General features: G+C 64.5%; 20 protein-coding genes and 1 tRNA gene. 13 read left to right on the top strand and 8 right to left on the bottom strand.

The genetic code is table 11. The features are described 5' to 3' along the window. Positions 1-49 precede the first annotated feature (49 nt). From RAD16_RS30125 to RAD16_RS30145, 5 genes are all read left to right on the top strand, one after another. Positions 50-1,459 carry a DUF5939 domain-containing protein gene (locus RAD16_RS30125; RefSeq protein ID WP_458161455.1) on the top strand — a complete coding sequence of 470 codons (1,410 nt, stop codon included), beginning with the start codon at positions 50-52 and terminating at the stop codon, positions 1,457-1,459. A gap of 311 nt (positions 1,460-1,770) precedes the next feature. Then, positions 1,771-2,259 carry a tellurite resistance TerB family protein gene (locus RAD16_RS30130; RefSeq protein WP_458161456.1) on the top strand — a complete coding sequence of 163 codons (489 nt, stop codon included), beginning with the start codon at positions 1,771-1,773 and terminating at the stop codon, positions 2,257-2,259. Between the two features lie 225 nt (positions 2,260-2,484). Beyond that, positions 2,485-3,264 carry an SDR family NAD(P)-dependent oxidoreductase gene (locus tag RAD16_RS30135; RefSeq protein WP_458161457.1) on the top strand — a complete coding sequence of 260 codons (780 nt, stop codon included), beginning with the start codon at positions 2,485-2,487 and terminating at the stop codon, positions 3,262-3,264. 129 nt (positions 3,265-3,393) lie between these two features. Next, positions 3,394-4,188, top strand: a complete 795-nt coding sequence (locus tag RAD16_RS30140) for a glutamine amidotransferase (RefSeq protein ID WP_458161459.1) — start codon at positions 3,394-3,396, stop codon at positions 4,186-4,188. A 123-nt stretch (positions 4,189-4,311) separates the two neighbouring features. Then, on the top strand, positions 4,312-5,124 hold the full coding sequence (locus tag RAD16_RS30145; protein ID WP_458161460.1) for an enoyl-CoA hydratase: 813 nt from the start codon (positions 4,312-4,314) through the stop codon (positions 5,122-5,124). 113 nt (positions 5,125-5,237) lie between these two features. Here the strand turns inward: RAD16_RS30145 and RAD16_RS30150 are convergent. Continuing rightward, positions 5,238-5,313, bottom strand: a tRNA-Ala gene (locus RAD16_RS30150). 219 nt (positions 5,314-5,532) lie between these two features. Here RAD16_RS30150 and RAD16_RS30155 point away from each other — a divergent pair. From RAD16_RS30155 to folD, 3 genes are read left to right on the top strand one after another with little or no spacing between them, the layout of a single operon-like run. Then, on the top strand, positions 5,533-5,823 hold the full coding sequence (locus RAD16_RS30155; RefSeq protein WP_007598721.1) for a YggT family protein: 291 nt from the start codon (positions 5,533-5,535) through the stop codon (positions 5,821-5,823). A gap of 15 nt (positions 5,824-5,838) precedes the next feature. Further along, positions 5,839-6,198, top strand: a complete 360-nt coding sequence (locus tag RAD16_RS30160) for a DUF167 domain-containing protein (protein WP_458161461.1) — start codon at positions 5,839-5,841, stop codon at positions 6,196-6,198. A 10-nt stretch (positions 6,199-6,208) separates the two neighbouring features. Next, entirely contained in the window at positions 6,209-7,093 is an 885-nt protein-coding gene (folD, locus tag RAD16_RS30165; protein WP_458161462.1) for a bifunctional methylenetetrahydrofolate dehydrogenase/methenyltetrahydrofolate cyclohydrolase FolD, read from the top strand. Positions 7,094-7,099: 6 nt separating this feature from the next. Here folD and RAD16_RS30170 read toward each other — a convergent pair whose 3' ends face one another. The 3 genes from RAD16_RS30170 to RAD16_RS30180 form a co-directional block, all read right to left on the bottom strand. Then, positions 7,100-8,581 (bottom strand): M20 family peptidase, encoded by a 1,482-nt coding sequence (locus RAD16_RS30170; RefSeq protein ID WP_458161463.1) that lies wholly within the window; start codon positions 8,579-8,581, stop codon positions 7,100-7,102. A gap of 134 nt (positions 8,582-8,715) precedes the next feature. Further along, complete coding sequence (gene ppa, locus RAD16_RS30175; protein WP_458161464.1) at positions 8,716-9,252, bottom strand: inorganic diphosphatase; 537 nt, start codon at positions 9,250-9,252, stop codon at positions 8,716-8,718. Between the two features lie 182 nt (positions 9,253-9,434). Continuing rightward, positions 9,435-9,944, bottom strand: coding sequence for a GNAT family N-acetyltransferase (locus tag RAD16_RS30180; protein ID WP_024338772.1), 510 nt, complete (start codon positions 9,942-9,944; stop codon positions 9,435-9,437). Between the two features lie 266 nt (positions 9,945-10,210). Between RAD16_RS30180 and RAD16_RS30185 the strand changes: the two genes are divergently transcribed. Genes RAD16_RS30185 through RAD16_RS30200 form a run of 4 tightly spaced genes read left to right on the top strand, consistent with a single transcriptional unit; the run spans position 10,211 to position 13,309 of the window. Next, a complete protein-coding gene (locus tag RAD16_RS30185; RefSeq protein WP_458161465.1) occupies positions 10,211-11,110 on the top strand; it encodes an alpha/beta hydrolase family protein in 900 nt (299 codons plus the stop codon). Next, positions 11,107-11,574 carry a DUF2269 family protein gene (locus RAD16_RS30190; protein ID WP_458161466.1) on the top strand — a complete coding sequence of 156 codons (468 nt, stop codon included), beginning with the start codon at positions 11,107-11,109 and terminating at the stop codon, positions 11,572-11,574. Before RAD16_RS30185 ends, RAD16_RS30190 begins: the two co-directional genes overlap by 4 nt. An 8-nt stretch (positions 11,575-11,582) precedes the next feature. Then, entirely contained in the window at positions 11,583-12,902 is a 1,320-nt protein-coding gene (locus tag RAD16_RS30195; RefSeq protein WP_458161467.1) for an SDR family oxidoreductase, read from the top strand. Continuing rightward, entirely contained in the window at positions 12,902-13,309 is a 408-nt protein-coding gene (locus RAD16_RS30200; protein ID WP_458161468.1) for a thiol-disulfide oxidoreductase DCC family protein, read from the top strand. Before RAD16_RS30195 ends, RAD16_RS30200 begins: the two co-directional genes overlap by 1 nt. A gap of 98 nt (positions 13,310-13,407) precedes the next feature. Here the strand turns inward: RAD16_RS30200 and RAD16_RS30205 are convergent, their stop codons facing one another. The 3 genes from RAD16_RS30205 to RAD16_RS30215 form a co-directional block, all read right to left on the bottom strand. Next, on the bottom strand, positions 13,408-14,655 hold the full coding sequence (locus RAD16_RS30205; protein ID WP_458161469.1) for a flavin monoamine oxidase family protein: 1,248 nt from the start codon (positions 14,653-14,655) through the stop codon (positions 13,408-13,410). A 205-nt stretch (positions 14,656-14,860) separates the two neighbouring features. Continuing rightward, positions 14,861-16,687 carry a translational GTPase TypA gene (gene typA / locus RAD16_RS30210; protein WP_458161470.1) on the bottom strand — a complete coding sequence of 609 codons (1,827 nt, stop codon included), beginning with the start codon at positions 16,685-16,687 and terminating at the stop codon, positions 14,861-14,863. 270 nt (positions 16,688-16,957) lie between these two features. After that, positions 16,958-17,770, bottom strand: coding sequence for a Crp/Fnr family transcriptional regulator (locus RAD16_RS30215; RefSeq protein WP_458161491.1), 813 nt, complete (start codon positions 17,768-17,770; stop codon positions 16,958-16,960). Between the two features lie 180 nt (positions 17,771-17,950). On the opposite strand from RAD16_RS30215, the gene RAD16_RS30220 reads away from it, so the two are divergent. Beyond that, positions 17,951-18,349, top strand: coding sequence for a response regulator (locus tag RAD16_RS30220; RefSeq protein ID WP_458161471.1), 399 nt, complete (start codon positions 17,951-17,953; stop codon positions 18,347-18,349). A gap of 3 nt (positions 18,350-18,352) precedes the next feature. Here RAD16_RS30220 and RAD16_RS30225 read toward each other — a convergent pair whose 3' ends face one another. Continuing rightward, complete coding sequence (locus RAD16_RS30225) at positions 18,353-19,894, bottom strand: alkaline phosphatase D family protein (RefSeq protein WP_458161472.1); 1,542 nt, start codon at positions 19,892-19,894, stop codon at positions 18,353-18,355. Between the last annotated feature and the right edge of the window lie 86 nt (positions 19,895-19,980).

Genomic DNA, 19,980 nt, shown 5'->3' on the forward strand with positions numbered 1-19,980 from the left:
AGGCGATTGCCTGGCCGGTGGCGTGATCCAACCAAGATAGAGTTACGTCATGAGCGATATCCAGGCCCAGCTTTCTGTTCTGAAGCAGACCGCCGATGCGAAGGTGACTGACGCGATTGCGGCGCTCATCGAGCACGGCGAGGATCACGAGCTCAACCGCGTCAACGTCCTCGATTTCTCCAGGCAGCACGGGCTTGACGAGGAGCGCGTCATCTCCGCCTTCCTGCATTCGGCCCGGCTCGGTCTGTTCGATCTCGGCTGGAACGTGCTGTGCCCGGGTTGCGGCGGCGTCCTGGGGGCGCACTCGACGCTGAAGGCGCTCAAGCCCGATGATTACCACTGCGCGCTCTGCGCCTGCGGCTACAAGGCCTCGGTCGACGATCAGGTCGAGGTCTCCTTCACCGTGAACCCGCGCGTGCGGCGCATCGCGGCGCACGATCCCGATACGCTCCCTGTGTGGGAGTATTTCAAGCAGGTGTTCTGGAGCTCCGGCGTCGACTTCAACAAGGAATCGTTCGCGACGCTGTCCGATGAGGTGACGCTCGACACGATGGAGCTGCCGGCCGGCGAGAAGGCGACCATGTCGCTGCAACTGCCGAACGACTTCATCATCATCTTCGAGCCGGTGACGCACGCCGCCCATTTCATCGACGTGCAGGGCGAGCCGACCAAGGATCGCCAGCAGCTCGCCATCATGTACAACAAGGTGCAGGCGCCAACCGGGACCACGACGATGCGGCCGGGGCCGCTGCGTCTGTCGCTGGAGAACCAGGCCGGCGTGCGTGTGTTGCCGTCGGTGTTCATCGCTGCCGAGGCGCTTCACCACCTCATCGGCAAGCGCAAGCCGTTCCTCACCGCCAAGCGCATGCTGTCGAACCAGACCTTTCGCGATGTGTTCAAGGCGGACAATCTCAGTCTCGACCAGCGGCTGCAGATCACTTCGCTGACCTTCCTGTTCACCGATCTGAAGGGCTCGACCGCGCTCTACGAGCGCGTCGGCGATCTCGCCGCCTTCGATCTCGTGCGCGCGCATTTCCATGCGCTGCTCGAGATCATCTCCTCGGAGAAGGGGGCGGTGGTGAAGACGATCGGTGATGCCGTGATGGCGACCTTCGTCCGTCCCGAGCATGCGATCGTCGCTGGCCTTCGCATGCGCGCGGCGATGGACCAGCTCAACAAGCAGCGCGGCACCGAGGATCTCATCGTCAAGATCGGCATCCATGAAGGCCCGTGCCTCGCAGTGATGCTCAACGAGCGGCAGGACTATTTCGGCCAGACCGTCAACATCGCCGCGCGTGTGCAGAGCCTGTCGACCGCGCGGGAGATCCACATCACCAGTCCCGTGCTGGACGCACCGGCGGTCGCCGAAGTGCTGGAGCAGCGCGCGATCAAGCCGATCCAGAAACAGGCCGCGCTGCGCGGCATCGCCGACAAGATGGTGGTGTATGAGATTCCGTGAGGGACGGTCGCCGTCCTACACGCTCTCCGTCATTGCGAGGAGCCCTTGCGACGAAGCAATCCAGAATCTTTCCGCGGCGGCAGTCTGGATTGCTTCGCTACGCTCGCAATGACGATGTGGAGACGGTTGCGTGCCAAATCTTCATTGTTCTGGCCGGACAAATGCGATCATGACGCCAGCCAGTGCTCTCCAGATTGCCGAAACGTAATCAGCGCGCGGAGCTGACGCACGTTGCGCTGGTTGGGTTTCCCGCTCATATAATGCCGGTAACGGCCGCGCTCCCGCGGCGTCATCGATTTTGGTAGGACCTTATGCTCGACGGCCTGCGCCAATTCATCGCCGACATTGTTGCTCCCCAAGCCCAGGATCGCGCGTTCGGCGACAGCGATTACCGGCTGGCGGCGACGGCGTTGCTGGTCCACGTGGTCTCGCTGGACGGTCAGCCGACGGCGACCGAGCAGCGCAAGCTGCACAGCCTGATTGAAAGCCATTTTGGGCTCGATCGCGGCACGGCGGATCGTCTGATCGCCGACGCGACCCAGGTCGAGGGCGACGCGGTCGATCTCTATCACTTCACCAGCGTGATCATGCGCTCGCTCGACGAAGAGGGTCGCAAACGCATCGTCCAGATGATGTGGGAGCTGGTCTACGCCGACGGCCAGGTTTCTGAATTCGAGGACAATGTGGTCTGGCGGGCCTCTGACCTGCTCGGGATTTCCCAGCGTGACCGGATCGACCTCAAGCACGCGGTCGCGGACCGGGCCGGTGGTCAGGTCAAGGACGGCGCCGTCGGCGGCTGATGGCTTGCCGGTGGCCGATCGCCGGTTGTATCGGGTACATGACGAAACTTTAATGTAGCCCTCTGCCGCCCGGTTCCGGATTCGCCTGCAAATCCGGGATTTTCCTGCCCTCCTGTTGCCTGCTCAAGCCGCCATGCCAATGGCGACGCTTGCCTGTCGCGCATGCCCTATGCTCTCGTTCGGCAATTGTGCGGCCAAAAAACGTCAATTCAAGAGACTTCGATCGTGACTGAGCGGGTAACGTTGATCACCGGTGCTTCGGCGGGCATAGGTACGGAGCTGGCGCGTGTGTTCGCCGCCAACGGGCATCGTCTCGCGCTGACGGCGCGACGGGCCGACCGGCTGGAAGCGCTCGCCAATGAGCTTGCCGCTAAGGGCGGCAAGAAGCCGATCGTGATCGCCTGTGATCTCCAGGACATCGACGCCGGCGAGAAGATCGCCGCGGCGCTCGCGGCCGAAGGTGTCGAGCTCGACAATCTCGTCAACAATGCCGGCTTCGGCGTGTTCGGCGATGCCATCGAGCGCGACCGCTGCGAGCAGGTCGGTATCGTCGACGTCAACGTCCGCGCGTTGACCGATCTGTCGCTGCGCTTTGCCGATCAGCTGATCAGGAACAAGGGTGGCCTGCTCAATGTCGGCTCGGTCGCAGGCTTCCTGCCCGGCCCCGGCATGGCCGTGTACTACGCGTCCAAGGCCTATGTGATTTCTCTCACCGAGGCGCTGCGGGCGGAGCTCGCGCCGCGCGGCGTTCGCGTCACCGTGCTTTGCCCGGGTCCAGTGCCCACCGAATTCCAGGCGCGCGCCGGCGTCGGGTCCGGCCACGATACAGCCCTTCTCAATGTCCCCGCGGCCGTTGTCGCAGAGCAGGCCTATCGCGGCCTGATGGCTAACAAACGGGCAGTGCTGCCCGGTCTCGGCATCAAGATCGTGCCCTTCGCGCTGCGTTTCTTCCCGCGCGGCTTCATCCTCTCCGCCACGAGCCGGTTTCAGCGGCAGCGGCACTGAAGAAAGCCCTCAGCACCCGTAGTGGCCCGGAGCTTGCTTCAATATCGGGGCGTGTGTGCGCGAACTCACGCGATGTTAACCTTCGCTTAGCTATGCTGGCGATCTGAACCGATAGCACTCGCAGAGGCCATGTCGTTCCGGACGGACAGGTTTGGTGGCGCAGAGTTGGTGCCCTTCCCCAGAAGGACGCCGGGCGCGGCCGCCTCCGAGACCCGGTTGCCGGTTCTGATCGTCCTGCATCAGGAATCCTCGACGCCCGGCCGCGTCGGCAATGCGCTCCGCGCGCTCGGCCATCGCCTCGACATCCGCCGTCCCCGTTTCGGCGATCCCCTGCCCGAGACGCTCGACCGGCATGCCGGCGCCGTATTCTTTGGCGGCCCGATGAGCGCCAACGATCCCGACGACTACATCCGCCGCGAGATCGACTGGATCGAAATTCCGCTCCGCGAACAGAGGCCGTTCCTCGGCATTTGCCTCGGTGCCCAGATGCTGGCGATGCAGCTCGGCGCCCGCGTCGCGCCGCACGCGGAGGCGCTGACCCAGATCGGTTACTACCCGATCCGCCCGACAGCGGCGGGTCACGCGCTCTGCCCGCACTGGCCCGCGCAGGTCTATCACTGGCATCGCGAGGGATTTCAATTGCCTGCAGGCGCCGAATTGCTGGCGGAAGGCGATGATTTTCCGATCCAGGCATTCCGCACCGCCAATGCCTTCGGCGTGCAGTTTCATCCCGACGTGACCTACGCGATGATGCATTGCTGGACCACGCGCGGCTATGATGGCCTCCGCGCGCCCGGTGCGCGCGAGCGGCATCATCATTTCGCCGATCGCGCCGTCTATGATGCCGCGGAACGCGCCTGGCTCGACCATTTCATCGACGGCTGGCTCGAACGCCGGCCGGTGCTGGCGCAAGCCGCGGAGTAATCGCGCTTACGCGCAGATCCTTCGCACAGGTCCTTGGCGCAAGTGTCCTTGCCTCTTCCCTGGATATGCTAGGCTCGCTGCCAACGAGCGCGCGCGAACGCGTGCCGGCAAAGGGAGAGCGCCATGGCCTATGAACACATTCTCTATGAGGTGAGCGACAAGATCGCGACCATCACGCTCAATCGCCCCGACCGCATGAATGCGTGGACGCCGATCATGGAGCGCGACGTACGTCACGCGATGGAAGCATCGAGTGCTGACGACAATGTCCGCGTCATTGTGCTCACAGGCGCGGGCCGCGCCTTCTGTGCCGGCGCCGACATGGATGCGCTGAAGGGGCTTGATCCCAACGACGTCAGGCGCGCATCGAACCTGCCGTCGTTCGACATGAACCGCCGGCCCGACTGGCAGACGCGCTACGGATTCTATCCGTCGATCGGAAAGCCGGTCATCGCCATGCTCAACGGCGCGACTGCCGGCATTGGCCTGGTCCACGCGCTCTATTGCGACCTGCGCTTTGCCGCCGACAACACCGTGTTCACGACGGCCTTCGCGCGGCGCGGGCTGATCGCCGAACACGGCATGTCCTGGATGCTGCCGCACATCGTCGGCCACGCCAATGCGATGGATCTCTTGCTCTCGGCCCGGCGTGTGTCGAGCGAGGAGGCGTTGCGAATCGGATTGGTCAATCGGCTCTGCTCGCCGGAAAAGCTGCGCGAGGAGACCTATGCCTATGCGCGCGACCTCGCCGATTTCGTCTCGCCGAGCGCCATGGCCGTGATCAAGCGGCAGCTCTACGAGGTGCCGTTCCAGACCCTGGCCGAGGCGACCATCGAGGCGAATCGCGAGATGATGGTGGCGCTGAACGGCAGCGATTTCCGGGAGGGGGTCGCAAGCTTCATGGAGAAGCGGCCGCCGCGGTTTACGGGGAGATAGGGGGGAGGTTGTTCCTCAACCAGTCCGTCTCGCCCTGCGGGCTTCGCCGGACACCACGCTTCACCCTTCGGGCTCTGCGCGGCTGCGCCACGCGTAGCCCGAAGGGCGAAGCGTGGTGGAGCCAGGCGGGATCGAACCGCCGACCTCGTCATTGCGAACGACGCGCTCTCCCAGCTGAGCTATGGCCCCTTTGCTGGCCGCTCTGGTAAACGCGGCCGACAACCGGGCGCCATTTAAGTCCCCGGCAGGGTCAAGTCAAGGACGCGTGTAACCCGGTTTTAGCCATCCCGGCACCGACTTCCCTTGTTTGGGCGGGGGGGAACCGATATCTAGCAAAAGGCGTCAATCCCGACCGCAGCCAGCGTTTTCAAAAGCCAGAGTCTTCAAAAGCCAGAGTTCTGAAAAATCATGCGTGCCGTTCTCGACATCGTCATCATCGTGCTCGACCTCTACGTCTGGCTGCTGATCGCCTCCGCGATCCTGTCCTGGCTGATCGCCTTCAACGTCGTGAACACCCGCAACCAGTTCGTTTCGGCGGTGGCGGAGTTCCTGTACCGGATCACCGAGCCGGTCCTGGCGCCGATTCGCAACTTTCTGCCCAGCCTCGGCGGCCTCGATATCTCGCCGATCATCCTGATCCTGCTCATCATGTTCATCGAGCGGGTGATCCTGTACTACATCTATCCGAACGTGATCTGAGCAGGCTGGAGCGCCTTGGTTGCCAAAGACGCCTTTAGGGAACCCTGGCGCTACTCGGCCGCAGGAATCAGCATCGCGCTGCGGGTGACGCCCCGCGGCGGCCGCGACGACATCGACGGGATCGAACAATTGGCCGATGGCCGCAGCGTGCTCAAGGTGCGGGTGCGCGCGGTCGCCGATGGCGGCGAGGCCAACAAGGCCGTTCTGGTCCTGTTGGCGAAATCGCTGGGCGTGCCCAAGGCCAGTGTGAAACTGCTATCCGGTGCCACCTCGCGGCTGAAGCAGATCGCGGTCGACGGCGATCCGGCGCGGCTCGGCGAGGCCCTGCGCAAGCTCGCTCAAGCCAAAGCGGCAGACGCCAAACCGAGAGACTGAGGGAACTGACATGACCGCCAAGATCATCGATGGAAAGATCATCGCCGCGGAACTCCGCGGCCGCGTCGCCGACGAGGTCGCCCGCGTCAAGCGTGAGCACAATCTGGTGCCGGGCCTCGCGGTGGTGCTGGTCGGCAACGATCCCGCCAGCGAGGTCTATGTCCGCTCCAAGCACACTCAGACCCAAGCCGCCGGCATGGCCTCCTTCGAACACAAGCTGGCCGCAGACGTCTCGCAGGCGGACCTGCTGGCGGTCGTCGCCAAGCTCAACCGCGATCCCGCCGTGCACGGTATTCTCGTGCAGCTGCCGCTGCCGAAGGGCCTGAACACCGAGGCGGTCATCAATGCCATCGATCCCGCCAAGGACGTCGACGGTCTGCATCCGAACAACGCCGGCCGGCTCGCCGGCGGCTTCGAGGCGCTGTCGCCCTGCACGCCGCTCGGCTCGATCATCCTGACCAAGAGCGTTCATGCCTCGCTCGAAGGCATGAACGCCATCGTCATCGGCCGTTCCAACCTGGTCGGCCGCCCGCTGGTGCAATTGCTGCTGAACGAGAACGCTACAGTGACCGTCGCGCATTCGCGCTCGCGCGATCTGCCCGGGCTCGTGAAGCGCGCCGACCTCGTCTATGCCGCGGTCGGCAAGCCCGAGATGGTGCGCGGCGACTGGCTGAAGCCGGGTGCGACCGTGATCGACATCGGCATCAACCGTATTCCCAAAGAGGACGGCAAGACGCGCCTCGTCGGCGATGTCGCCTATCAGGAAGCGCTCGAAGTTGCCGGTGCGATCACGCCGGTGCCCGGCGGCGTCGGCCAGATGACGGTGGCGTGCTTGCTGGTGAATACGCTGCGCGCGGCGTGTGCGATCGCGGGCCTGCCGAAGCCGGCGGTGTAGCTCACCTCACCCTGCGCTGTTCTCGATCAGCCGCCGATAGAACCGGATCATGTCGGCGTAGCCTTCGACGCTGAGCCGCTCATTGGTGCCGTGAAAGCGCTTGAGGTCGTCGGAATTGGCGCGCACCGGCGAGAAGCGGAAGATGTTGTCGGTGAGGCCGGCATAGTGGCGTGAATCCGTCGCGGCGATCATCAGGCCGGGCGCCACGATCGCGTCTGGAAACACCTCGCGGATCGCGCGCGCCAGTGCCGCATAGGATTTACTCGCGGTGCCCGTCACCGGCGGCGGATCGGTATTGCCGGGGAAGGTCGCGATCGAGATCTTCGGGTTGGCGATCGTCGAGCGGACATGATCGGTGACGCTGGTTTCGGTATCGCCGGGCAGCAGGCGGAAATTGACGGTGGCCTCCGCATTGCCCGGCAGCACATTGTCCTTGTCGCCGGCATTGAAGATGGTCAGCGCCGTCGTGGTGCGGACCATCGCTTCGGTCGGCCCACTCTTCTCGAACTCCCGCAGCAGCAACGGCTTGAACAGCCACAGATTCGACAGCACCACGCGGTTGAAGCCGCGCATCTCCGGCGCCAGCGTGTCGAACATCTCGGCGACCGCGCCGCGGACATGCACCGGCAGCCGGTGGTCCTCCAGCCGCGTCAGCGCGGCGCTCATCATGCCGATCGCGGTCTCGCGCGGCGGCATCGAGGAATGGCCGGGCGCGGTGCGCGCCGTCAGCACCAGCGTCGAATAGCCCTTTTCGGCAACGCCGATCAGCGCGGCCGGCTTGTCGAGGCCCTTCATGATGCCTTCGGTGATGAGCAGGCCCTCGTCGAGCACGAAGCCGAGCTTTACGCCGCGCGCAGCCAATGCGGCGGCGATCGCCTTGGCGCCGCGGGTGCCCGCGACCTCCTCGTCATGGCCGAAGGCGAAATAGATCGTGCGCTTGGGACGAAAGCCGTCCTTCGCCATCTGCTCGGCCGCCTCGAGCATTGCATAGAGGTTGCCCTTGTCGTCCCAGGAGCCGCGGCCCCAGATGAAGCCGTCGGCGATCGCACCGTCGAACGGCTTCTGCTGCCAGTCCTTCTCGGTGCCGGGTGCGATCGGGACCACATCCTGATGCGCGAGCAGCGCGATCGGCTGCGCTTTGGGGTCAGAACCTTCCCAGGTGTAAAGCAGGCTGTAGCTGCCAATCACCTCGCGCTTGGCGGCGGCGTGGAAGGCCGGGAAGCTCGCGGCGATATGCGCCTGGAGGCCGCGCAACGCGTCGGCATCCTGATCGGGATTGAGGAAATTCGAGATGGTCTGGAAGCGGATCGCTTCCGATAGGCGCTGCGCCGCGCCTTGCGTGTCGACGGTCGCGCGCGGGATGGCAGCGACCTGCATCTGCCGCGAGCCGCGCGTAACGACATTGAATGCCAGCACGCCAGCGAGAACGACGACGCTGAGAACGATCAGCAGGACCAGATTGCGGACGACCTTGAGAAAGCGGCGCATCCGGCCTTCTTGCCCCGGACGCAGCGCAGCACGCAAGTGGTGCGCCGGCGAGCCGGGGCGCGGTACAAGTAGCGCCTTGGGTCCCGGCTCTGCGGCGCATCACTTCGTGCTGCGCCGCGTCCGGGACACGAGACTTAGCCCTTCTTTTTCTTCTCGCGCTCAATGCCTTCGAGGATCAGCTTCTGCGCTTCCTCGGGGCCGCCCCAGCGCGTGATCTTCACCCACTTGCCCTTCTCGAGATCCTTGTAATGCTCGAAGAAGTGCTGGATCTGCTGCAGCGTGATGTCGGGCAGGTCGGAATACGACTTCACCTTGTCGTAGCGCTGGGTGAGCTTCGACGACGGCACCGCCAGAATCTTCTCGTCGCCGCCGGCTTCGTCTTCCATGAACAGCACGCCGACCGGACGCACGCTCATGACGGCGCCGGGGATGATGGCGCGGGTGTTGATGATCAGCACGTCGCAGGGATCGCCGTCATCGGACAGCGTGTGCGGGATGAAGCCGTAGTTACCGGGGTAACGCATCGGCGTGTAGAGGAAGCGGTCGACAACCAGCGTGCCGGCCTCCTTGTCCATCTCGTATTTGATCGGTTCGCCGCCCACGGGGACTTCGATGATGACGTTAACGTCGTGGGGGACGTCTTTTCCGATCGAGACCGCATCGATACGCATTAGAAAGGCTCCGTTATTGCCGAAATTAAATCTCGCCCGGCAGCGATTTTCGGCGCTGTCTTACGCGGGCTTGGCCCGCTGATCCATCGTGTTTTTGCGAAATAATGAATCCAGCGATCACCGGCTCAAAAAGGCAACGGTATCGACGGATGGGTAACGCTGCCGACTAAGCCTTCAGCAGCTCAATTGGTCCAAGCGAAGGCAACCTTGTCGAGCGCCTTGGGCCCGAAACGCTCGGACGAGCGCGCCACCATGCGGCCGCCAAGGGCCCGGTAGAACTCGGTCGCGGGGTCGTTGTCCGAGAGTGCCCACACCACCATGCTCTTGAGGCCGCTCTGCATCAGGTCGCGGCGGGCTGCGGCGAACAGGCGGCGGCCGAAGCCGAGGCCCTGGAATTCCGGACGCAGATAGAGCTCGTAGATCTCGCCGTCGAAATGCAGGCTGCGGGCACGGTTACGACCGTAATTCGCGTAACCCGCGATCTTGTCGCCGAACACGAGCACGCTGACGCGGCTGCCCTTGCGGATCGCGCTGTCCCACCACTGCGGACCGCGGCGGTTGATCAGCTTCTCCAGCTCGGCGCCGGGAATGATGCCCTGATAGGCGGAGCGCCAGGCTTCGTCATGGGTGGACGCCACCGCAGTTGCATCTGCAGCTTTGGCCGGCCGGACCTCGATCAGGGTTGTGCTCATGGGCGTGATCAAACCAAGTCGCCGCGCCGGCGGCAAGACCTATCGTTAATTATCGGTTAACCTGTGGACTTTGTGCATCAGTATTTTAACCATGGTGTACCGAAAAAAGACAAGAGGCCACTTCGAGCGGCACTGGCGTGCCATGGGTCGGTGCAAAACTGCTTTGCGGCAACGAATGAACCGAAATGGCAACGCAGAAAGTCCGCCTCAAGTGATTCGTTCCTACTAGTGTGGTCGTCGCTGTCCGTGTTCGCTTCCGGCAATTCATGCGGCTCTTCAATACCTTTGCGCTCCTGCCTCTGCTGGCCCTGCTGATCGCATCGCCTGTGTGCGCGCAGGTCACGTTTGGATCATCGGGCGAGGAAGGCGAACCTTTTCGCCGTCAGCTTTGGCGCGTGCCGTCGCTGGACTCCGATATTGCCGCGCGGGCCCTGCTGTTTCGCCCCGCGGGCACGGGTCCGTTCCGGCTCGCGGTGATCGCGCATGCCTCGACGCAGAACGTGCTTCGTCGCGCGCAAATGCCGCAGTCGGAATACCGCGCGCTCGCAGCCTTTCTCGTCGCGCGCGGCTTTGCCGTGCTGGTGCCGGAGCGGCTCGGCCATGGCGCGACCGGTGGCCGATATATCGAGGACCAGGGCGGGTGTGACGAAGCGGACTATGCGCGTTCAGGCCGTGTGACCGCTGACGAGATTTCACTCGCACTCGAATTCCTGCGAAGGCAGGATTTTATTCGCAAGGATGCCGCTATCGTGATCGGTCATTCCGCCGGCGGCTGGGGCGCGCTGGCGCTCGCGAAAGCCGATCCAAAGACGATCTCTGCCATCATCGCGTTCGCGCCGGGCCGCGGCGGCCATGCCAATGACGAACCGAACCGGATTTGCGCGCCACAGACGCTGCTTGCGGCCGCCGCGGAATTCGGCAAGACGGCGCGCATTCCCGTGACCTGGCTCGTTGCTGCCAATGACAGCTATTTCGCGCCGAAGTTCTCGCAATCGCTCGCGGATGCGTTTCGCGGCAGCGACGGCAAGGTCGATGTCCGCAGCCTGCCGGCGGTGGGCGGCGAGGGCCATTGGATGATCGAGACTGAGGCCGCCGTGAAGGCTGCGAGCGCGGAGCTCGATCATGCGCTGAACCTGCCAAAGCCTTTGGCGACCAAGAAGCCATGATGCTGTATTTCCTGGTCAAATATCTCCACGTGCTCGGTGCCATCGTCATCCTCGGCACCGGAACCGGCATCGCCTTCTTCATGCTGACGGCGCATCGCACGCAGGACGCGGCGTTCATCGCGCGCACGGCGTCGGTGGTGGTGATCGCGGACGCGATCTTCACGCTGTCGGCGGTGATCCTCCAGCCGGTCACGGGCGGCCTGCTGATGATGCTGTCGGCAACGCCGATCACCGAGCGCTGGCTGCTGGCCTCGCTTGCACTCTATGTCTTCGCCGGCTTGTTCTGGGTCCCCGTCGTGTTCATGCAGATCGAGATGCGCGATCTCGCGCGCAAGGCCGCCGAACAAGACAGCGCGCTTCCGGATCGTTATTTCATGCTGTTCCGCCGCTGGTTCGCATTCGGCTTTCCCGGCTTCGGCGCGACGATGCTCATTCTCTGGCTGATGATCGCAAAGCCGTTCTGAGGAAACCGATGGATCAGCGAACCATTCTGGTGCTCGGCGCCTCCGGCCTGATCGGCCGCTTCGTCACCGACGATCTTCGCGCGCGGGGTTTTCGCGTCGTCGGCGTGGCGCGCAGCCTGTCGCCGGCGCAGACAATGGTTGCGCTGAATATCGCGCGGCCGATCCTCTCGCTTGACGCTGCCGCGCTGACGCACCTGCTCGGCGAATATGCCGTGGACGTGGTGGTGAATTGCCTCGGCGTGCTCCAGGATGGCCCCGGCAGCGATACCAATGCCGTGCATTGCGTTTTCGTCGCGCGCCTGCTTCAGGCCATTGCCGACAGCGGCCGCGCGATCCGGCTGGTGCATATCTCGATCCCCGGGACTTCAGAGGCCGACCGCACAGCCTTCGCGACCACCAAGCGCGAGGCCGAGCGTCTGATCGCGGCGTCCGGCATTCCGCACGCCATCCTGCGGCCCGGCTTCGTGGTCGCATCGTCGGCCTATGGCGGCAGCGCCATGCTGCGCGCGCTCGCCGCCTTCCCGCTCGACCTGCCGGAGAAGGAGATGGCAACGCCGTTCCAGCCTGTCGCGGTCGAGGATATTTCAGCGACCATCGCCTGGCTCGCCGCGCGCGATTGCGACGATGCCTCCGTGAAAGCCGTGACCTGGGACCTGATGCAGGCTGAGCCGGTCACCATGGCCGGCGTCATCAAGCAGTTCCGCCTCGCGTTCGGCACGGCCGGCTGGCCGCGTGTCGCGATGCCGACGTTCATGCTCGATCTTGGCGCGAAGGTCGGCGATCTCGCTAGTTGTCTCGGCTGGATGCCGCCGATGCGCTCCACGGCCATCGCCGAGCTCCGCCGCGGCGTGACCGGTGATCCCTCCGCGTGGATCGCCGCCACAGGCATTGCACCGAAGAGATTGGCCGAGGCGATCGGACGCCATCCCGTCACCATCCAGGACAAATGGTTCGCACGCCTGTTCTTGATCAAGGCACTGATCTTCGCCAGCCTGGTCGCGTTCTGGCTCGTCTCCGGCTTCATCGCGCTGTTCGTGTCCTACCGCGCCGCCGCGGGCATCCTGACCGCGCACAATTTTCCGCCGTCGCTGGTCGATCCCATTACCATCGGCACCAGCGTGATGGACATGAGCATCGGCATGTTGATCGCCTTCCGCCGCACCGCGGCGATCGGGCTCGTTGCAGGCATTGTCGCCTCGCTCGGCTATATGTTCAGCGCGGCGATCCTGACGCCCGATCTCTGGATCGAGCCGCTCGGTGCGCTGGTGAAGACCGGACCGGCGATCGTGCTGATGCTGGTCGCGCTGCTGGTGTTGGACAATCGCTGATGAGTAAGTGGCCCGACGACGACGTAATCCTGTTCGACGGCGTCTGCATCTTCTGCTCGCGCTGGGTGCGGTTCGTTGCCAAGCGCGACACGGCGCGGCGATTTCGGTTCACGCCGGTCCAGTCGGACTATGGCGCGAGGCTAGCGCGAACCTTCGGCATCGACCCCGCTGATCCCGATACCAATGCCGTCGTCCATGGCGACGAGGCGTTCGTGAAGTCCGACGCCGCGCTGACCGTGCTCTCGCTACTTCCCGGCTGGGGTTGGGTGCATATGTTGTTCGCTGTGCCAAAGCCGCTGCGGGACCCCGTCTACAGCCTCATCGCGCGCAACCGCTATCGCATCTTCGGCAAGTACGATGCGTGCTTTGTGCCGGATGCTGATTTGCGGGCTCGAGTGATCGAGTGACGCATCATTGCGAGGAGCGCAGCGACGAAGCAATCCAGGTTCTTTCCACGGTGGCAGTCTGGATTGCTTCGCTGCGCTCGCAATGACGGAGTGCTCGGCTACGGCTTGCCTAGCGCAGCCAGCACTTCCTTCGTAGCGCGCTCCCCACTGTCCCGTGCCCCATGCGCCGTCGTGAAGAACGTCGGCGACGTCGCCTCGCCGGCGAAGAACAATCGCTCATCTACCGGCGCGGCCAGCACGGCGCGATCTCCGGCGTGACCCGGCAGCGCGTGCGAGTACGAGCCGCGCGCAAACGGATCATGCGCCCAGCGCGACTCGTAGAGAGGCTTCAGCTTGCGGCGGATGTCATTGCCCAAAAAACCTGCGATCTCGTCAATGCTGTGTGCGGCGATGGCACCTTCGCCGGCATCTTCCAGCTCGCGGGCAAAGCTGCCGCCGAAGAAGCCCTCGATGCAGGGCTGGCCGAACGGGCGGATGTGGTAGGTGCCTATCTCGGTGCGCATGGTGGCGCCGCGCAAATTGCCTTCCTTGGGGAAGGCTTCGGCCCCGTCGAGCGCCAGCGTGACCTTGTCGTCGACGCCGAGTGGGAGGCCGGCTGCTGCGCTCACCTTTGAGGGGAGCGGCGGTGAGAAACGGATGGCTTCGTCCGCGATCAAATTGGTCGGGACGGTGACGATGACCTTGTCCGCGGTCAGCGTGCCCTGCGACGTCTCGATGCGGATGCGCTTGCTGGAATGATCGATCAGCGTGACGTTGCTGTTCAGCGCCACCGGGCAGGGCGCGCCATACGCCGTGATCAGTGCGCCATAGCCGCGGCGGACGCGCCAGTTGAGTTCGCTGTCCTCATAGGCGTCCCAGTCCAGCGTGGACATATTCTTGAGTTCGCAGCCGTTGATGTAGGTCGAGATCGCATCGATCATCGGGTTCCAGCGGTTGCCGGGCTCGAGGCTCAGGCTCGCGGGCTCGTCCTTGCCCTTCTGCGCCGCCTGCCAGAGGCGCTCGTAGAACGCGTCCATCGCGCGCATGAAATCGTCGCGCTCGCTTTGCGGAAACGCATTGCCATAGGCGCGCTCACGCCAGGGCGGCAGGTCCTTGTTGATCTCGAAACCGAGCGCGCGTGCGATTGGAACGAATGAGTTCTTGTCCGCCGAGTGCAGCCAGCCGCAGCCGACGTCGAAGGTGACCTCAGGCGAGGCCTGCACGGTCCAGGCGCGGCCACCGAGCCGGTTGCGCGCCTCCAGCACGATCGCGGTGAGGCCGGAGCCCGCCAGCGCATGCGCCGCGCCGAGGCCGGCTGCGCCGGCACCGATGATCGCGACGTCGACGGAGGAGGGAAGGGAGGTCATAGGCGGGCTCTAGCACGTTCGCTGGGTGTGCTGAAGCCGGCCAGATATACAGCTCGCGTGTCCCGGGCGCGCTGCAGCGCGCTTGCGCTGCTGCGCAGAGCCGGGACCCAAGGTGATGTGCAGAAGGTGAGAAAGTCTGGGCCCCGGCTCAGCAGCGCACCACTGGCGTACTGCGCTGCGTCCGGGGCACGAGAGAGGCAGCAGCTTACGCCACGGCTTCCTTGGCCTTTTCCGCGCGCTTGCGCTCGTTCGGGTCGAGATGCTTCTTGCGCAGGCGGATCGACTTCGGGGTGATCTCCACCAGCTCGTCGTCCTCGATATAGGCCAGCGCCTTTTCCAGCGTCATGCGGATCGGCGGGGTCAGGCGCACAGCCTCGTCCTTCGAGGTGGTGCGGATGTTGGTGAGCTGCTTGCCCTTGAGAACGTTGATCTCGAGATCGTTGTCGCGGGTATGCTCGCCGACGATCATGCCCTTGTAGACCTTCCAGCCGGGCTCGATCATCATCGGGCCACGGTCTTCCAGCTTGAACATGGCATAGGCCACCGCCTCGCCCTGGTCGTTCGAGATCAGCACGCCGTTGCGACGGCCCTGGATCGGGCCCTTGTAGGGCAGGTAGTTGTGGAACAGGCGGTTCATGATCGCCGTGCCCTTGGTATCGGTCATCAGCTCGCCCTGGTAGCCGATCAGGCCGCGGGTCGGCGCGTAGAACACCAGACGCAGGCGGTTGCCGCCGGACGGCTTCATCTCGATCAGCTCGGACTTGCGCTCGCTCATCTTCTGCACGACGACGCCGGAATGCTCCTCGTCGACGTCGACCACGACCTCCTCGATCGGCTCCAGGGTCTGGCCGGTGGCTTCGTCCTTCTGGAACACGACGCGCGGACGCGATACGGAGAGCTCAAAGCCCTCGCGGCGCATGGTCTCGATCAGGATCGCGAGCTGCAATTCGCCGCGGCCGGAGACTTCCATCGCGTCCTTGTCGGCGGATTCGACGACGCGCAGCGCGACATTGCCTTCGGCCTCGCGCAGCAGGCGGTCGCGGATCAGGCGACTGGTGACCTTGTCGCCCTCGGTGCCGGCGAGCGGCGAGTTGTTGACGATGAAGGTCATCGACACGGTCGGCGGATCGATCGGCTGCGCCTGCATCGGGCTCTCGACCGCGGGATCGCAGAAAGTGTCGGCGACGGTGCCCTTGGTGAGGCCCGCGATGGCGACGATGTCGCCGGCCTCGGCGAACTCGACCGGCTGGCGCTCGAGTCCGCGGAACGCCAGGATCTTGGTGATGCGGCCGCTCTCGATCAGCTTGCCTTCACGCGACAGCACCTTGACGGCCTGGTTCGGCTTCACAGAACCCGACGCGATGCGGCCGGTGATGATGCGGCCGAGATAGGGATTGGCCTCGATGATGGTGCCGAGCAGCCGGAACGGGCCTTCCTGGACCACGGGGGGCGCCACATGCTTGAGCACGAGCTCGAACAGCGGCCTCATGCCGACATCATGGGAGGCGTCGGGCGAGTTCGCCATCCAGCCGTTCTTGCCCGAGCCGTAGAGAATCGGGAAGTCGAGTTGCTCGTCGGTGGCGTCGAGCGCCGCGAACAGGTCGAACACCTCGTTGACGACTTCGGAGATGCGGGCGTCAGGACGATCGACCTTGTTGATGGCGACGATCGGCTTCAGGCCGAGCTTGAGCGCCTTGCCGACCACGAATTTGGTCTGCGGCATCGGGCCTTCAGCCGCGTCGACCAGCACGATCACGCCATCGACCATCGACAGGATGCGCTCGACCTCGCCGCCGAAATCGGCGTGGCCGGGGGTGTCGACGATGTTGATCTGGGTGTTTTCCCAAGTCACCGAGGTGCACTTGGCCAGAATGGTGATGCCGCGCTCACGCTCCAGATCGTTGGAGTCCATGGCGCGCTCGGCGACCTTCTGGTTGTCGCGATAGGTGCCGGATTGCTGCAGCAGCTTGTCGACCAGGGTGGTTTTGCCGTGGTCGACGTGGGCGATGATGGCGATGTTGCGAAGGTTCATGGGTGAGCTTCTTTGCGGTCGAACAATGGGTTAAGCGCGATCTCGCCGGTCAGACCGGGACCTCTTCTCGAAACAACGCTGGAAGACTGGAAACGGGGCGCTTTCCGCCCAAAAAGGAAGCCCGGCCATATCGACCGGGCAGCCCATGCGTTGCGGCGCAATATAGGCAAAAAACGCCAAAAAACAATGCGTTCTTTGGGCCTTGGTTGACTGAATTTTGTCCGGGAATCCCCGGGACTTAGTGACAATCAGATGTCAAACCGGCCCTTGTTATGCCACCGGCCGCCCCGATCGGCCCTGGGCCGAGCTGGGGCTTGTCTCCTCGGTCGGGTAGACCCCGCGCAGCACTTCCTCGAAATGCATCTTCACGGCGTCGTTGCACGGGCAGGCGCGCAGCCGCAGGCCGTCGCGGTTGCGAACCAGGATCGAGCCACGACGGGTGTCGAGCACGCCTTCCGCCCGGAATGACTGGAGCACCCGGCTCGCATAGCTGCGGCCGACGCCGAGCAAGGTCGCGAGCTGCTCGTGGGTCAGCGGCACGCTGCTCTCGTCGCCGGTCCGCTCCATCGCGGCCAGAATCCATTTGGCGGTGCGCTGCTCGATCGAGTGGATGGCGTTGCAGGCGGTGGACTGGAAGATCTGCGCCAGCATGCAATCGGCGTAGCGGGCAAAGACATGGCGCAGCGACAGCGAGCGCTGCTTGGCCGCTTCCAGCTTGGCGACGTTGATGCGCGCGAAGGGCCCGCCAAATTTCACGCAGATGCGGGTGTAGGCCGGCAGGAATCCTTCGCTGACGATGCCGCCGACCGCGCCTTCGCGGCCGACCAGGATGGTCTCGACATCGCGGCCGTCCTCGTTGGGGACGAGGAACGTCGCCAGCGACGGTCCGCAGGGGAAATGGGCGACCTGAACATCGTCGCCGGGATTGTAGAGCAGGTCGTTCGCCGCAGTCGTTTCAACGCTGACATGCGGCGCCAGCAGCGCGTAATCCGCCCGGCTCAAGCGCCGCAGCAGATTGTTGGCCGGCCGGGTGTCGGCCTCGTTTGCCTTGTCCTCGTTTGCCTTGCCGATACGCGCATCCATCGTGAACCCCGCCATTCCTCCTCACACTAGCGAGCTCCGTCCATTCCTTGTGTGCACAAGTGGACAGACTGGAGAACTGTGATGTGGTGGGTTTCGTTCCGGGAACCCTCCGATGCGCTGGGCGCAGGCATCGTGTCGCGGCAGTCCTGATCCGAAAAACCTCACGCTCGAGAAGCGATCATGGCCCCTGCACTTTCCCATGACTCAGGCCGACTTGGCTCAGGCCGACCTGCCGATGTCCTGATCGTCGAGGACGATCCGATCATTGCGATCGATTTCGAGGACCGCCTGATCGGATTTGGCGTGACCAGCGTGCGGACCGTCGGCTCTGTGATGCAGGCGCTGGACGCGATCGCGCGGCGTGCTCCCGACTTCGCACTGCTCGACGTCGAGCTGATCCGCGAGAAGAGCTTTGCGATCGCCGAGCGGCTGGTTGCGCTCAGGATCCCGTTCGTCTTCGTCACCGGCTATGGCGCTGATGCACGCATTCCGCCGGAATTCGCCGGCCTGCCGCGTTTGCAGAAGCCGTGCTCGAGCGACGCGCTAAAGGCGGCGCTCCAGGCGCGCGCTACCGATTAGCGATCACGCGAGCTTCGGATCGAGCGTGGTCGACCACAGCGCGACGTCGGCGCGGTCGCGCAGGGTCACCGTCATCTGGCCGGAGGCGCCGTCGATCTTGACGTGACCGAAGAACTGCATGCCGGCGGACGGCGGCAGGTTCTGGCTGTCCTTGCCCGGCGCCTTGACGAAGCGCACCTCGGGTCCAAACGTGTTGTCGAGCGCGTTCGGGCCGAACGTGCCCGCGTGCAGCGGTCCCGACACGAATTCCCAGAACGGCTCGAACTCCTGGAATTGCGCCTTGTTCGGATCGTAATGATGCGCGGCGGCGTAATGCACGTCCGCGGTCAGCCACACCGTGTTGCTGATCGGCGCCATCTTGATGAAGCGCAGGATGTCGGCGATCTCGAACTCGCGGCCGCGCACCGGACCGTCGCCTTGCGCGAACGCTTCCGAGCCGCCTTTCGGCGTGTCCGGTACGACGAGGCTGAGCGGCATGTCGGAGGCGATCACCTTCCAGGTCGCGCGCGAGTTGAGCAGGCCGCGCTTGAGCCAGGCGATCTGGTCCGGGCCAAGGAAGTAGCTGGCGGGGCCGTATTCCGTTTCGAGATTGGCGCCGTTCGGGCCGCGATAGCTGCGCTCGTCGAGCACGAACACGTCGAGATGCGGGCCGTAGGAGATCTGGCGAAAGACCCGGCCGGGTTCCACGATGCTTTCGCGCATCGGATACATCTCGTGGAAGGCGCGGCCCGCGCGGGCCGCGAGCAGCGAGATGTCGCGCACCTTGTAGGACGCCGGCAGATCTTTCGACAGCGACCAGTTGTTGGTCACCTCGTGGTCGTCCCACTGCACGAAGATCGGCACTTCGGCATTGAAGGCACGAACGTTGTCGTCGGTGAGATTGTATTTGTGCGCGGCGCGGTACTCGTCCAGCGTTTCCGCGACCTTGGCCTTTTCGGGGATGGTGACGTTCTTCCAGATCTTGCCGTCGGCGAGCTTGACCTCGGATTGGATCGGGCCGTCGGCATAGATGGTATCGCCGGAATGCAGGAAGAAATCCGGACGATGCTTGCGCATCGCGGAGAAGGTGAACATGCCGCCGTCATCGGGATTGATGCCCCAGCCCTGGCCGGCGACGTCGCCGCCCCAGACGAAGCTGACGTCGCGGCGATCGGCCGGCGCGGTGCGGAAGCGGCCGACCACGGGCTCGCCCTCGATCGCGCTATGCGAGAGATCGCGGAAGCGCACGCGATAGAAGATGTCCTGGCCGCCGGGAAGATTTTCGAGCAGCATCTTTGCCGTAAAATCGCTTTCCGGCAGCGCCGCGATCGGCGGCAGCGCGCGGGCGTTCCTGAACGACTCGGTCGTCGCGACCTCGACCAGCATCTGCGCCGGCCGGTCGGTGCGCGCCCACACCACGCCGCCATCGACGGTGACGTCGCCCGACTGCACGCCATGGGTGACCGCCGGCCGGTCGGCTGCGCGCGAAAGGTGGGGCATTGCGATTGCGCCCAGCGCGCCCGCGCTGGTGGCGAGGAAGCGGCGGCGGGAGAATTTGATCTTCATGGCGAATGGCTCCGAAACCGAGGCCGCAGGAAAGCTTGTCATTCCGGGGCGCGCCGTCAGGCGCGAGCCCGGAATGACGGTGGATC

The sequence above is a fragment of the Bradyrhizobium sp. 18BD genome, assembly GCF_054185225.1.